General features: G+C 37.2%; 15 protein-coding genes. 7 read left to right on the forward strand and 8 right to left on the reverse strand.

The window, feature by feature from the left end; translation table 11 throughout:
• Positions 1-9: 9 nt before the first annotated feature.
• The 4 genes from AC1DCY_RS12715 to AC1DCY_RS12730 all read right to left on the reverse strand — a co-directional run bounded on the left by AC1DCY_RS12715 (position 10) and on the right by AC1DCY_RS12730 (position 3,875).
• A complete protein-coding gene (locus AC1DCY_RS12715; RefSeq protein WP_477350596.1) occupies positions 10-738 on the reverse strand; it encodes a DnaD domain-containing protein in 729 nt (242 codons plus the stop codon).
• 120 nt (positions 739-858) lie between these two features.
• Positions 859-2,154: an asparagine--tRNA ligase gene (asnS, locus tag AC1DCY_RS12720; protein WP_477350598.1), complete on the reverse strand. Its 1,296-nt coding sequence runs from the start codon at positions 2,152-2,154 to the stop codon at positions 859-861.
• Positions 2,155-2,182: 28 nt separating this feature from the next.
• Positions 2,183-3,376 carry a pyridoxal phosphate-dependent aminotransferase gene (locus AC1DCY_RS12725; protein WP_477350600.1) on the reverse strand — a complete coding sequence of 398 codons (1,194 nt, stop codon included), beginning with the start codon at positions 3,374-3,376 and terminating at the stop codon, positions 2,183-2,185.
• Positions 3,377-3,392: 16 nt separating this feature from the next.
• Entirely contained in the window at positions 3,393-3,875 is a 483-nt protein-coding gene (locus tag AC1DCY_RS12730; RefSeq protein WP_477350602.1) for a cell wall elongation regulator TseB-like domain-containing protein, read from the reverse strand.
• A 466-nt stretch (positions 3,876-4,341) separates the two neighbouring features.
• Between AC1DCY_RS12730 and AC1DCY_RS12735 the strand changes: the two genes are divergently transcribed.
• Complete coding sequence (locus tag AC1DCY_RS12735) at positions 4,342-6,372, forward strand: multicopper oxidase family protein (protein ID WP_477350604.1); 2,031 nt, start codon at positions 4,342-4,344, stop codon at positions 6,370-6,372.
• Positions 6,373-6,515: 143 nt separating this feature from the next.
• Here AC1DCY_RS12735 and AC1DCY_RS12740 read toward each other — a convergent pair whose 3' ends face one another.
• From AC1DCY_RS12740 to AC1DCY_RS12750, 3 genes are read right to left on the reverse strand one after another with little or no spacing between them, the layout of a single operon-like run.
• Positions 6,516-7,778 (reverse strand): MFS transporter, encoded by a 1,263-nt coding sequence (locus AC1DCY_RS12740; protein ID WP_477350605.1) that lies wholly within the window; start codon positions 7,776-7,778, stop codon positions 6,516-6,518.
• Between the two features lie 17 nt (positions 7,779-7,795).
• The gene (locus AC1DCY_RS12745) at positions 7,796-8,113 is read right to left on the reverse strand and encodes a hypothetical protein (protein ID WP_477350606.1); all 318 of its coding nucleotides are present in this window, start codon (positions 8,111-8,113) and stop codon (positions 7,796-7,798) included.
• Complete coding sequence (locus AC1DCY_RS12750) at positions 8,106-8,681, reverse strand: MarR family winged helix-turn-helix transcriptional regulator (protein WP_477350608.1); 576 nt, start codon at positions 8,679-8,681, stop codon at positions 8,106-8,108. The genes AC1DCY_RS12745 and AC1DCY_RS12750 overlap by 8 nt, the downstream gene beginning before the upstream one ends.
• A 325-nt stretch (positions 8,682-9,006) precedes the next feature.
• Here AC1DCY_RS12750 and AC1DCY_RS12755 point away from each other — a divergent pair, with 325 nt between their 5' ends.
• Genes AC1DCY_RS12755 through AC1DCY_RS12765 form a run of 3 tightly spaced genes read left to right on the forward strand, consistent with a single transcriptional unit; the run spans position 9,007 to position 12,515 of the window.
• Positions 9,007-10,761, forward strand: a complete 1,755-nt coding sequence (locus AC1DCY_RS12755) for an ABC transporter ATP-binding protein (RefSeq protein ID WP_477350610.1) — start codon at positions 9,007-9,009, stop codon at positions 10,759-10,761.
• Positions 10,762-10,779: 18 nt separating this feature from the next.
• A complete protein-coding gene (locus tag AC1DCY_RS12760) occupies positions 10,780-11,457 on the forward strand; it encodes a response regulator transcription factor (RefSeq protein WP_477350611.1) in 678 nt (225 codons plus the stop codon).
• Positions 11,454-12,515, forward strand: a complete 1,062-nt coding sequence (locus tag AC1DCY_RS12765; protein ID WP_477350613.1) for a HAMP domain-containing sensor histidine kinase — start codon at positions 11,454-11,456, stop codon at positions 12,513-12,515. The genes AC1DCY_RS12760 and AC1DCY_RS12765 overlap by 4 nt, the downstream gene beginning before the upstream one ends.
• A gap of 179 nt (positions 12,516-12,694) precedes the next feature.
• On the opposite strand, the gene AC1DCY_RS12770 is transcribed toward AC1DCY_RS12765, so the two are convergent.
• The gene (locus AC1DCY_RS12770) at positions 12,695-13,282 is read right to left on the reverse strand and encodes an NAD(P)H-dependent oxidoreductase (protein WP_477350615.1); all 588 of its coding nucleotides are present in this window, start codon (positions 13,280-13,282) and stop codon (positions 12,695-12,697) included.
• Between the two features lie 121 nt (positions 13,283-13,403).
• Here AC1DCY_RS12770 and AC1DCY_RS12775 point away from each other — a divergent pair, with 121 nt between their 5' ends.
• From AC1DCY_RS12775 to AC1DCY_RS12785, 3 genes are all read left to right on the forward strand, one after another.
• Positions 13,404-13,841: a MarR family winged helix-turn-helix transcriptional regulator gene (locus AC1DCY_RS12775; RefSeq protein ID WP_477350617.1), complete on the forward strand. Its 438-nt coding sequence runs from the start codon at positions 13,404-13,406 to the stop codon at positions 13,839-13,841.
• A gap of 194 nt (positions 13,842-14,035) precedes the next feature.
• Positions 14,036-14,809, forward strand: coding sequence for a YqcI/YcgG family protein (locus tag AC1DCY_RS12780; protein ID WP_477350619.1), 774 nt, complete (start codon positions 14,036-14,038; stop codon positions 14,807-14,809).
• 57 nt (positions 14,810-14,866) lie between these two features.
• Positions 14,867-15,055 carry a hypothetical protein gene (locus AC1DCY_RS12785; protein ID WP_477350621.1) on the forward strand — a complete coding sequence of 63 codons (189 nt, stop codon included), beginning with the start codon at positions 14,867-14,869 and terminating at the stop codon, positions 15,053-15,055.

Here is a 15,055-nt window from a genome sequence, read left to right on the forward strand (position 1 = left end):
GGAAGCCCCCTATTCTCTTTCTTCTAACCAATTATAAAATGGTACTTTATTTGTCGACTGCGTTTCTTGCTGCATTGTTCGGACTGGAGGTCGGTTAAATGTTTGTTTTTCTCGGAACTGCTCGCTTTGTTTTTGTGCAGCCTGTGGTGTCGTAATATTTTTCTTTTTCCACTCCAGTAATATTCGATCTATATAACGAATACTTAGCTTGCCAGCAAACACAGCCTCCTTAAGCGCCTCCTTAACAAGCGCGGGACTGTGCTTATCCTCATCTAACCAAAATCCGATTTTTTCTAGCTCTAAAGGAGATAAAAGACGCCCCATTTCCTCTTCAAATAACCGGAATATTTCACCCTCTTCTTGTTGAATTGATGCTGCTGATTTTTGATTTTCCTTCATTTCAATCATCTGCATAATACGCTCCCAGAGTGGGTATACCGAGTATTTTTCATATAGTTTGCCATTTGCATCGACATCGCTTGTTATTTCAAGGAAACCTTTTTGCATTAATCGCTGTAGACGAGAAGATATGTCATTGCCAGACATTGTCAAACGATTCATCAGGTCATTTGGCGTTGGAAAGTCATTTCCCTCCATACGGAACGCAAGTAAATGCATAACAATAAGTGCCTCATCATCCTCAATATTTAACTCCTTATAAAACTGAAAAAAAAGCTGAGGAATTTGAATCATTCTCTGCTCAGTCCATGTACGGAGTCGATTGTTATTTGTGCTCATATTATACTTGACTCCTTTTTCCATCGTAAGTAGAAAAGCCGCGTAGATACATCACTACGCGACTTTTTTAATTTTAACTGCTTTAACGGCAGCAAAACCTAAAACAAAACTAGTTGTTGCTTATGGATATAAGCGGTTTAGTAAACGTGGGAATGGAATCGTTTCACGAATATGCTCTGTGCCAGAAATCCATGCCACTGTACGTTCCAATCCAAGACCGAAGCCTGAATGTGGTACTGAACCTTGTTTACGTAGCTCTAAATACCATGCATAAGCATCTAAAGATAATTGATGTTCTTCAAGACGTGATTTTAATAAATCATAGTCATGAATACGTTCAGAACCACCAATTATTTCACCATAACCTTCTGGTGCAATTAAATCTGCACATAATACTACATCATCACGGTCAGGATGTGGTTGCATGTAGAATGGCTTAATACCTACTGGGTAACAAGTGATGAATACAGGTTTGTCAAATGAATTAGCAATTGCTGTTTCATGTGGTGCACCGAAATCATCGCCCCATTCAATATCGTCAAATCCTTGCTCATGTAATAATTTAATGGCATCGTCGTAAGAAATACGAGGGAATGGTGCTTTGATATTTTCAAGTGTTGAAGTATCTCGACCAAGTCGCTCTAATTCTAATTTGCAGTTTGCCAGAACTGATTGCACAATATGTGATACATACTGTTCTTGTACTTCTAGGTTTTCTTCAAATTCCACAAATGCCATTTCCGGTTCAATCATCCAAAACTCGATTAAGTGACGACGTGTTTTAGATTTTTCTGCACGGAACGTCGGACCGAATGAGAATACTTTACCTAATGCCATTGCAGCCGCTTCCATATAAAGTTGACCAGATTGAGAAAGATAGGCATCCTCATCAAAATATTTTGTATGGAATAGCTCAGAAGTACCTTCTGGAGCTGACCCAGTTAAAATCGGTGGGTCCATTTTTGTAAAGCCATTGTTGTTGAAAAACTCGTAAGTTGCACGAATAATTTCGTTACGAATTTTCATGATTGCATGTTGCTTACGAGAACGTAGCCATAAGTGACGGTTATCCATTAAAAACTCCGGACCATGTTCTTTTGGCGTAATAGGGAAATCAGTTGCTGCATGTAGTACTTCAATACCAGTTACAGCAATTTCACAGCCAAAGCTTGAACGCTCATCTGCTTTAACCTCTCCCGTAATGTACATTGAAGTTTCTTGAGTCATACCTTTTGCAATGGCGAAAATTTCTTCGCCTACTTCTTCTTTAACAACAACGCCCTGTACAAAGCCAGAACCATCACGTAATTGTAAGAAGGCAATTTTACCACTTGATCGTTTGTTCGCTAGCCAAGCACCTAGCTTGACGGTTTCACCGATATGCTTTGGCATATCTTGAATCATAATTTTTTTCATAGAAATCCTCCAAAGTTGGTTAAAAGGATTAGTCTTGCCATTTTGATTTTACAAATGTATCAATTCGACGGACTGCCTCTTCTAATAAGTCTAAAGATGTAGCATAAGATAATCGCATTGTAGTTGGTGCACCAAAGCCAGAACCTGGAATCACTGCTACGTTTGCTTCTGTTAAAATATCCGCAGCGAATGCATCTACTGATTCATAGCCAGTATGAGCCATAGCTTCTGCTACATCTGGTAATAAGTAGAATGCACCCTGAGGTTTTAAAACGTTGAAGCCAGGAATTGCACTTAACTGTGGATAAATTTTTTCAAGACGCGATTCGAATGCTTGACGCATTTCTTCTACAGCGTCTTGTGGTCCATTATACGCTTCCACTGTTGCATATTGTGCAGTTGTTGTTGCGTTTGATGTAGAGTGTGATGCAAGATCAGTCATTGAATTAATAATGTCCGCATCCCCTGCAGCATACCCGATACGCCAGCCTGTCATAGAGTGGGATTTTGCAACACCATTTACAACGATTGTACGTGCTTTCACTGCATCAGATAACTGTGCAATTGAAAAATGCTCAATACCATTGTATACAAGCTTCTCATAAATTTCATCTGACACGATTAAAATATCTTTTTCTTCTGCAACAGCAGCAATTTCAGCAATCTCTTCACGAGAATAAATCATACCTGATGGGTTGCTAGGAGAGTTAATAATAACTGCTTTTGTTTTATCTGTCACAGCAGCTCTTAATTGATCCGCAGTAATTTTATAGCCTTGCTCACTTGTGCCTTCCACATAAACAGGTACACCGCCCGCTAATTTTACTTGCTCAGGATAAGATACCCAATAAGGAATTGGAATAATAACTTCATCGCCCTCGTTTAAAATTACTTGGAATAAAGTGTACAGAATATGTTTTGCCCCAACACCTACAATTACTTCATTCGGCTTGTATGTAAGATTGTTGTCGCGTTGAAGTTTATCGATAATAGCTTTCTTAAGTACTGGAAGACCGCCAGCAGGTGTATATTTTGTTAAACCTTTTTCCATCGAGTCAATGGCAGCATTTAAAATATTTTGTGGAGTATTGAAGTCAGGCTCACCAGCACCTAGACCAATAACATCGATACCTTGCTCTTTTAACGCCTTTGCTTTCGCAGTAATTGCTAAAGTTGAAGATGGTGTTAAAGTTTTTACACGGTTTGCTAATAAATTTTTCATACGGGATCTACTCCTCTTATAAATTCGTAATGCGCTTCCACCAGTCGCCGTCCTTAAACATAATATAGACATAGTTGAGCTTATCGTGATCGTTTAGGTATGTAATTTCCCAAACAGCACCTGGCTCCTCATAGCCTAATTTTACATTGAGGACATTTTGTACATTTCCTTCCTTTTTTAAAACCGATAATGCCTGTTTTTCCGTAATACCATCTTTTAAAAATACTTCCTTAATTGAATCAGCTTTTAGATTCGTCGGAACAAAGACAGCTTTTTTTTCACCATATTCATCTACCCCGAATACAGTGACATACGAATGTTTGCCATTATATGTGTAGGACTCCGAGACAATTGCGAGGGCTTTGGCATCGAGTGCCAACTGTTCAGCCTGCTCTTCAATTGAACGGAATGGAGCCTCGGCTTTCCAGAGTACTAAAATACTGATGACAAGTGACAATGAAACCATAAAGACAGAAATGAAAATCAACCAGTTTTTCATATATTCACCTTAAGTTTCACATCTAGCTTATTCTTTAACACGAATGCCTGATGCTTTTGCATGTTTTTAACTGCGTATACATTCATTTTGCTTTCCATTTTTGTCAACCTGCTTTCTTTCCTCATACCACAACATTATACAACAATTTTGTGCTGTCGTGTTTCTTAATTTCATATATTGTACGTTGATAGAATAACGTTTTCAAATGATTCGTGTAGTAATTTTTTTCTTTTTAGTTCACCCCTTAAAAATTGTATCCCTTTCAATGTAAAAATCCCTATTCACCATTGCAAATAGGACGTAAATTTCCCCACTAAAAACCTTAATTAATTCACAAATAACATAGTTAAATGGAGATATTTTTTTATAAGTACAAATATCTCCATTATTGTCCTAGTTGCCTATTGTTTTTACCCATATGATAAGGTAATGAGCAATTTTAAGAATTGAAAAGGGACGTGATGTTTTGACTAAAGAAGTTAATCCTACAGATCCAGCGACAATACCAAAATTTGTGGATGAGCTGCCAAAACCGGTTACCGCTAAACCTAAATATTATAAGGGCCAACAGAGAAAAGATTATTATGAACTTAAAATGATGCAAGCAGTGCATTCTTTCCATAAAGATTTCCCAAAATCGATCATATGGGGCTATAACGGTCTTTATCCCGGACCGACAATTGAGGCAACAAAAGACAAAAGCATTTATGTTAGATATAAAAATCAATTGCCCTTACAGCACTTCTTACCCGTCGATTACACACTTCATGCGGCAAACGATTCAAAGGAAGTAAGAACTGTTACACATTTACATGGCGCAAATGTAGATTGGGAGAGTGACGGCCATCCCGAGGCATGGTATACAAGAGATTATACGCATACAGGTCCAAAATTCAGTAAAGAAATACATGAATATACCAATCATCAACCCGGCACAACACTATGGTACCATGATCATGCAATGGCGCTTACTCGTTTAAATGTGTATGCTGGATTAGCCGGTTTTTATTTACTTCGGGATTCACTTGAGGAGCGTTCTAACCTACCTTGTGGTGACTATGAGTACCCCATCTTAATTCAAGATAAATCATTTAATGAAGACGGCTCTCTTTTCTATCCTGATGAACCACCATTCCCAGTTCCCGTACATCCATCTATTACTCCTGGTTTTGTTGGTAATACAATCGTTGTAAACGGGAAAGTCTGGCCATATTTAAATGTCGAACCTCGTAAATATAGATTTCGTTTTCTCAATGGCTCCAATAGAAGAGGTTATGTCATTAGCCTTTCAAATGGTGAGCCCATGATACAAATCGGAACAGATGGAGGCTTTTTAACAGCTCCCCAAGAAATTCAATCTGTTGAGTTATTGCCGGCAGAACGAACAGATATCATTGTCGATTTTTCAAAATATGAAGGTCAGGAAATAACGTTAGTCAATTCTGATGAAGATTTCATTGATGAACATACAAGAGAAATCATGCAGTTTAACGTGTGTCTTCCTTTAAAGTGTGAGGATTCTAGTGAAATACCAGAAAGACTCGCAGTATCAATGGATTTACATTCTCATGATGCACATATAGAGAGACACTTACCATTAACTGCTACGACAGATGATTTTGGTCGACCAATGTTATTATTAAATAATCGTATGTATCATGACCCTACTACTGAAAAGCCTGCACTTGATAGTATAGAGATCTGGAATTTCATTAATGCCACGCAGTTTGATCACCCTATTCATCTACATTTAATTCAATTTAAAATACTAGAACGACGCCCTTTCGATATGGAACTATATCAAAATGAAGGTAGACTGGAATTTACAGGTCCCCCTGAAAAACCTCATGACTATGAGCAAGGTTGGAAGGATACTGTAAAAGCTGAAGCTGGGAAAGTTACGAAAATTATTATGCATTGGAAAGATCATGTCGGCCAGTATATGTGGCATTGTCATTTCTTAGAACATGAAGATCATGACATGATGCGACCAATACTCGTCATGAAGGACGTTCACCCTGTGCAAGAGCCACATGCTGAAAACCAGCATGAAGTAGAGCATTCGCAAGAACAACATCACGAAGACCCGACTATTGTTATGGGCAATAATGAGCATACTGTACCACTCTTGAACACTACTCCACACATCACTCCAACTGAAGAAATAGTAGAATACACTCAAGCTTCTTTGCAAACAACATATTTAGAAGACGAAATAGAATATACTCCGCAAACTATCCCTCTCTTAACTAGGACTCAAAACATTACTAGCTCTACTGAAGCAGCTTATTTAGAAGACAATGTGGAATATAATCAGCTATCTTCACCACTCTTGAACAATACTCAAAATATCGCTTTTTCAAATGTAGAATTCCCGGAACATCAAATTCATAAAGTTACTGATATTGAAAGTATTCCTCAACCAAGCTTCTCGTCTGCTGAGTTTCAGCCTCCACGACAAAGAAGAGCTACTAGGCGTCGGAGAAGATGGTACTAATGTCAAGAGGCCTGGACAGAACAAGTCAAAACCTTAATAAGCGCGAGAAATCAATTTAGAAAGTTGATTTCCCGCGCTTTTAGTCCGCAGATAACGGAAATGGCGGTCATTATCTATTTGTTATACCTAACAATAAAAGTGAATCATTCTGTTGCCTCGCTCTTTTCAAATCGTAAAATTCTCTTAGTTGCTATTGCCATCACTATCATAACAATACTAATTATTAAAATAGGAACGTAGACTTTAACACTAAATGCTTCAAATAATACGCCATACAATATTTGCCCAATTGGTGCCATACATTGTGAAACAGCAATGATAATAGCCATGACCTTCCCTAAGTTTTCATTAGGTGTTTCTTTTTGTACAAGCGTAATAACATATATTGAAATAACGGTAAGAATCATAGCTATGATCAGTGCGCTACCGACAAATAAAGTATAAGAAGGATAGTAACCTATATGAAGCATGAAAGGCGTAACTGCTAGAGCCATTGGAACAATCAATAAGGCAGTGATAAAAACCCAAAAATACAAATTATTGATACCCACTTTTTTCGCCATATACCCCATTGATAAAGCTCCTAAAATTGTAGCAAAATCGATTAACCCCATCCCTACTCCATACAGCGTATCACTACTTTGCATAGTAACACGGAGAATAATCGGTACCCCTACAACAAACAGCGGTGTTAATAATAAATTTAATAATGCCGCTAAAATCATACATTTGAATATAAAAGATTGCTTCACTACATAGCTAAAGCCCTCTTTCAGATCATTTACAAGCGTCGGAATAATATGTCCGCTCTGCTCTCGTTTCATAAATGGTATATGAATAAACATCTCTAATATGGCAGAAAGGAAAAAGAACACACCACTCACTATGACAAGCACTTTTAAGCCAATCAAACCGTATAGTATTCCTCCTAATACAGGAGCAGCTACATTAGATAATGATTGAATACCATTGACAATTCCATTTGCTTGTTCAAGTTTTTCCTCTTCTACTAGTACTGGAATACTGGCCATCACTGCAGGTGCATACATAGCACTAACAAAGGAAAGCAGTACCATCACAACACCAATTAGCAAAATGGAACTATTACCAATCGCTAGCATTGCAAAGAAAATAAAAACAATTATGCTACTAGTGAAATCAAAAATAACCATTAAATTGCGCCGATTAAACCTGTCAGCAATCGCTCCTCCTACCGGTGCTAGTAAAATTGGGACACTCGATATCGCAAATAGTACTGCAAAAAGATCTGCACGTCCTGTAATATCTAGTACATAAAGTGATAAGGCAAACCTTAAAAGCGCAGATCCTAAAATAGAAATAATTTGCCCAATCACCATCAGGTTAAAATCTTTTGAAAAGCCTTTTCTTTTAATCTGTGATTCCATTCATTAGACCCCTTCCTTTAACATTCATGACCCTTTTGAAAGTGTAGAATGATTTGTGTTGTAAGAAGAAAGACATTACTAAAAATACTTATAGTACTTAACCAAATGAGCCACTCAATTTGCGCACTCCAAGACATTATTAACAATAAGAACCCCACCATAATGGATACATAATTTCCAGTACGACTAATTTTTGATTTCCGATGAAATTTTTCCTTAATGTCATATGCAGATTTCTTTATTTTACGTTTCATAAGATAAACTTTTTCTTTTAACTTCTGCTCAGTATCTTTTGCTTTTTGAGGATAAAAAAATGATGAGTCTCCTTTAATCATGGCGTTTTTCATCTCCGTATCGTCGTTTTAATAACTCTGTTAAAACTCTCTCTTGGAAGTCTGAAATCTGTTCTGGTTCCTCAACCTCCATATTTACCGTTTCTTCATAGCCATCTAGTTCCTCACCATCAAAACGATAAAGTTTTTGCAATAGCTTCCACAATGTTTCAATTTCCTCAGTTGTAAAGTCTTTAAAGATATCTGCTAAAAAGTAAGTAGACTTCTCCGAACAAGTAATTAATGCTATTTTTCCCGCTGAAGTAATCTCAACATTGATCGATCTTTTATCTAATTTACTTGGTATCGTTTGGACATATCCTTTTTTCACTAGACTCGTTATTAACTTATTCGCAGTCTGCTTAGTTGTACCAAGCTTTTTAGCGATATTTACGAGTGTTGTATTTTCTACTGGTAAATGGGCAATGGCAATAAGAGCCATATGCTGTCTCGAAGTTAATACCTCTAAATATTCATCTCCTTTTATTTGAACTTTATTGACAACTGAAAACAAAGTCGCATAGCTTTGCTGCATAAAATGCAATTCCTTCAATAAAAGATTTAAATCCATATGTAGCACCTCTCTATTTAGTCACCATGTTTACTAAATAATACATAACGACTTTTAAAATGTCAACATGGTGACTATTATATTTTTCCGTAAGATTAGATGCCACATTCAATCAACCGACTGTCGGTTTATAATATTGTATGACATTTCTCCAAAAAAAGGAACTTATTTTGAATTTCTACAAAAAAATTAGAATAAATCGGATACATCTCAATCACAATCATCATCTATTCTCATTTCATATTCAGTTCATATTGACATGCTATAGTTAGTAACATAAAAGATTTATATTTTATTGTTGATGAAATTAAGGGGGATTTTTACGTTGCAGGAGACATCAAAAGATACGACAAAAACGAAGGATTGGCGACGCTTTGTTCGCTTAGTCAAACAGGCAGAACCGCCGATATGGCTTTTAATCATTGCATTAATTATGAGTTTAACAACTACTGGCGTAGGCTTTATCGTACCGTTATTTACTAAAAAATTAGTCGATGGCTTTTCATTAGCATCACTCGATTATTGGCAAATACTTTTGTTAGGTATTGCTTTTATCGCGCAAGCAATTGCAAGTGGACTTTCTATTTATTATTTAAATCGTGTCGGGCATCATGTTGTCGCGAGATTACGAGATCAACTTTGGAGAAAGCTACTTCATTTACCGATTCCTTATTATGATGAGAACGATACAGGTGAAACATTAAGTCGTGTTACGAACGACACAGCTGTTGTCAAGGAGCTCATTACGGAACACCTTGCGAACTGTTTATCTGGTGTTATTTCTATTATTGGGTCAATCATTATCCTATTAATTTTAGACTGGAAAATGACCTTAGTCATGCTGATTGCTGTTCCGCTTGCTATGATTATTTTATTGCTGTTAGGAAGACGTATGTTTGTTATTTCAAAAGGAATGCAAGATGAGACAGCAAAATTTACGTCCGTGCTAAATCAAGTTTTACCTGAGACACGCTTAGTAAAAGCTTCAAATGCCGAAAATATAGAATATGAGCGTGGCAAGAAAGGAATTACAAACCTCTTTACGTTTGGCTTAAAAGAAGCTAAAATCCATGCACTTATTTCGCCACTAGTTTCGTTTGTATTAATGTCAGTACTTGTGGCCATTATTGGTTATGGTGGTGTACGAGTTTCTTCTGGAGAGCTTACAGCTGGCGACATGGTGGCATTTATTTTATATTTAATCCAAATCATCATGCCGATGACCCAATTAACGATGTTCTTTACACAGCTTCAAAAAGCAATGGGTGCTACAGAAAGAATCAGTGCATTACTTGAGCATGAAGAGGAAAATATTTTCGAAGGAAACACATTAGAAAACGTGGATCAGCCGATTTACGTAAAAAATGTTGATTTTGCTTATGGAGAAGAACCGATTTTATCAAATATTAATTTTACCATTGAGCCAGGTCAAGTTACGGCCATCGTCGGACCTAGTGGCGGAGGGAAAACAACAACTTTTTCTCTGTTAGAAAGATATTATCAGCCTACTAATGGACGTATTACACTAGGAGAAACCCCTATCGACACGTATTCCCTCCATTCTTGGAGAAGTCAAATCGGCTATGTTGCTCAGGAGAGTGCACTGCTGTCTGGTACGATTCGTGAAAATATTTGCTACGGTATTGACAGAGAAGTGCAGGATGAAGAGCTTGAGAGAGTTGCCAAAATGGCCTATGCCGATCAATTTATCTATGAACTACCCGAGCAATTTGATACAGAGGTAGGAGAACGAGGCATTAAGCTTTCTGGCGGTCAACGACAACGAATTTCTATCGCTAGAGCACTTTTGCGCGACCCTCAAATATTAATGTTAGATGAAGCAACGTCTAGTCTAGATAGTAAATCGGAAATCTATGTTCAAAAAGCATTAGATAATTTAATGCAAGGTAGGACAACTATTGTAATCGCACACCGCCTTTCAACAGTAGTAGATGCGGATCAAATACTTTTTGTGGAGAAAGGACATATTACGGGTTGTGGCACACATGAAACTCTATTTGAGACTCATGACATGTATCGAGAGTTTGCAAAGCAACAATTACGTATTAAAGAGGAATAACGAGGGGGATTTGTTAGCATGACCAAACTATTAGTCGTGGATGATGATGCGCATATTCGAGAATTAGTTAAGGTATTTTTACAAAATGAAGGTTTAGAGGTAATTGAAGCTACGGACGGTGTGGATGCACTGTCCAAATTGGATTCTGATAAGGTGGATATGATTATTATGGATATTATGATGCCAAATATGAATGGCTGGGAATTATGCGAAGAAATACGTTCATTTAATGATAATCTACCAATCTTAATGCTAACCGCAAAGGGAGAAACCTCGCAAAAGGTAAAGGGTTTTCATCTTGGAACAGATGATTATCTTGTTAAACCATTTGAGCCAGCAGAGCTAATCGTTCGTGTGAAATCAATACTTAAAAGATACCATATTTCCTTATCTCAACTTGTGGAAGCTGGCAATATTAAGTTAAATCGTAATACACATGAAGTCTTGTATAATGGTGAATCTTTAACACTTCGTTTAAAAGAATTTGAACTATTATTTACGTTAGCAAGCTATGCTGGAAAAACCTTTTCACGTGAACAGCTAATCGAAGAAATTTGGGGCTACGACTATGAAGGTGATGAACGTACAGTCGATGTTCACATTAAAAGACTTCGTCAACGCTTCCCTCAAGAAACAAGCGGATTTTCTATTCGTACAATTCGCGGCCTAGGCTATCGATTGGAACTTGTTTCATGAGAAGACTAAAAAATTTTTTAAAGCTTTTTTTAACTTTAATTCTTCTTCTTATCATTAGCATCGTCTTTGCTTTTATTTCTTACCACATAACGTCCTGGATTTATGATTGGTTAGGCAAACATCCCCAAGGTTTCTGGCTTCAATTATGGACCGTAGTTGGTGTTTTTGTTCTCTTTGCTTGCTCAGTCATCATCACCTTTTTAATTGGGCTAAAAAGGCAACGGAACTATTGGAATACGATTGTAGATGCATTAAGCCGGATTGCAAAAGGTGATTTTACTGTCAAATTAGATCTCAAAGCAGATGAAGACCAATTCGGTCAATTAATACATGGCATCAACCATATGGCAGTCGAATTAGGTGAAATGGAAAGAATGCGCCAAGAATTTATCTCGAATGTGTCTCATGAAATTCAGTCACCTCTAACATCTATTAATGGCTTTGCTAAAGCATTGAAAAACATTGACCTCCCTGAGGATAAGCGACAGCATTATTTAGCAATTATTGAGATGGAAAGTAATCGACTATCAAAAATTAGTGACAATTTACTAAAGCTAACGTCGTTAGAATCACAACATCACCCCTTCGAGCCTAGGCATTACCGACTTGATAAGCAATTGCGCAATGTCGTTCTAACGCTGGAACCAAATTGGCTAGCTAAAAATATCGACATGGATATGCAATTAGAAAACATTTCGCTAATGGCGGATGAAGATTTAATGAATCAAGTATGGATGAATTTACTAAGCAACAGCATTAAATTCACGCCAGCTGCTGGCACCATTACAATATCAATAACAAAACAAATGGATACGATCACAATTGGCATTCGTGATAACGGTATCGGTTTAACAACGGAACAACAAAAGCATGTATTCGAGCGATTTTATAAGGCTGACCTATCGAGAACAGCTGAGAATGGCGGAAGTGGTTTAGGACTATCTATTGTAAAGAAAATCATCGATATGCATAACGGAACCATTACTGTTGAAAGCAAGCCTGCCGAATTCACAACGTTTTTTGTAACACTGCCATTAGTCAATTATGCCTCGGCATAATTGCGTCCGGAATCGGCTTTGTGCTAGCACAAAGCATTCCTTTCCGATTCCGTGACATCCGCCGGAGGCTTAACTTCTTTCAGCGGGTGTTTGGACGCCCGCTGAAAGGGGTTAGATCAGACTCGTACAAACGAATAGGAGATCAGTCTTCGTCCGCACGAGTCTATTAGGCAGACGAACTAGTAAGCTACTTTTCTAAAATATTGATAAACTTTTTCGAGTTTTCTGTTTTGTCTCCCCTTCTGACTTTCCATATTGCCAAATTCAAAAAACTTCACTTGTTTAATGCCAACATAATTAAATAACGCTCTTTTCATTAATATTTTATGAGCATTATTTAGCCATAATAGTGGATATTTTGTTGGCCCCTTCATTGTCGAAATACACACCACTGATTTTCCTTTAAGAAGCCCCTCAGGAAATAGTCCTTTTTTATCTTTATAAGCAAAATTGGCCGCAAACAATTGATCAATATACCCTAGAAGCATTGCCGGCGGCCTTCCCCACCATATCGGATATACAAAAACGATTTTATCAGCCCACCTTATTTGTTCTCGATATTTCTCAAGCTTTGAATCACGAAACATATCACGACGGCGTTTTTGTTCATGAAATACTAAAAGCGGGTCAAATTGCTCCTCGTATAAATCTAGTATTTGAATCTCCTTTATGAAAGGATTGTCATTACAGCCTTTCATAACCTCCTGTAAAAAAGCATAATTCAAACTTTTATGATTGGGGTATGTATAAATAACTAATGTGTTCATCATGCATCCTCCATTACTTATCATTTGATAACAAAATAATAAATCATCTAACTTTAGTTGTCAAATGATAATTGTTTTAAGATAAGTTTTTTGTTATCTTTTCTGTAAGAGGTGAACACATTTGGACAAAAAAGAATTATTTAATCAGTTCGTAGCATTTACAACATCAGTACATCAAGTAACACATGATCTAACTCAAAACGTTAAAATCGATAATATTACACCTGTACAATATAAAATTTTAGAATATATAAAAGTAAGCCAGCCAGTTACGCCTACTGAAATCAGTGATTGTCAGCATATGTCCTTACCTAATACAAGCCGTGAATTACGCAAATTGCAGGAAAGAAAGTTTATCGGAAAAATTAGCGATACCGAAGATCGAAGAAAACACTATGTTTGCCTTACTGAAGATGGAGAAAAAATAATGGCGAAAGCATTCGCCTGTATAGAAGAGCGCTTTCAACAACTTATCCAACATGCATCTAACAAAGATTTAGAAGACATTCATAATGCATTAAACATTCTAGACGAAAAGGTCTTTAACCCAAAATCATAAAAGAAAACCCGCATGCTTTTCATTATCTGACAAGCATTGCAGGTTCCTATCATTAAGCCATTTTTCTATAATAAAATCAGAACTATTAGTGATGTTCCTTACTGCTACCATTTTGAAATTGCTAACACAGTTACATCGTCACATTTTTACTCTTTCTTTAATAGTCTAAGGATGTATAGAAGGAGGAGACATAAGTGGAAGTAGCAGTGTTAGACAAGAAGTGGATAGAAGATCATTTTGAAACACTTCCATTATGGCAACAGTCAGCGTATACCGACTTCGCTGCCATGGTTGCAGATGAAGCAAATACGTTTCCCTGTATTCCAGCTAGAAAAGGTTTTTTATCGAATGAGCTTCGCTATAGTTTTATCGGAGATCCACGAGAGGAGCAATCGATAAAGACGCTAGCACTATGCTTAAAGGAATACGATAAGTACTCTAAAACATTCGGGAAATATACAACACATACCATTTTCTTCAAAACCCCTAATGATATGCATAAAAATTTCGATGTTGAGGATTATAGAAATTTATTTTGGTCAGTTTTAAACAATTTAACTAAATTTGATGATATCGATTGGCCAAAGGAAATTCCAACCGATCCTGCACATCATGAATGGGAATTTTGTTTTAACGGTGAGCCTTATTTTGTGTCTTGTGCAACGCCCGCACATAAATTGCGCAAGAGTCGTAATTTTTCTACATTATTAATGGCCTTTCAGCCACGCTGGATATTTGAAGAAATGAACGACTCTACTGTCTTTGGTCGAAAATTAAAGAAGCTTATTCGTCAACGCATTAACGAATACGACGCTATTCCAGCTCATACTGATTTAAAATGGTATGGGCAAGAAGGTAGTTATGAATGGAAGCAGTATTTTTTAAGTGATGATAATAGTAGTGCATCGAAATGTCCTTTTTTACGCATGCAACATTCTCTGATCTTTCCACAGAACAAAGAACAATAATCAGTTATGCCTCGGCATAATTGCGTCCGGAATCGGCTTTGGGCCAACAAATGTTTTTTGCGCGAAAGCGAAGCGGCAACGGCAACAGCAAGACGTTGGTCACTCAGTCGTTGCCACAGGAAGTGGCAACGACTGAGTTCCTCTATTTCAGCGGATGGTTTTTGTACCGAAAGCGTAGCGACAGGTACAAATGTTTTTTTGCGCGAAAGCGTAGCGTCAGCAGCAGATGTTTGGACACCCGCCTAA

This window comes from Lysinibacillus sp. 10T31, from assembly GCF_056394365.1.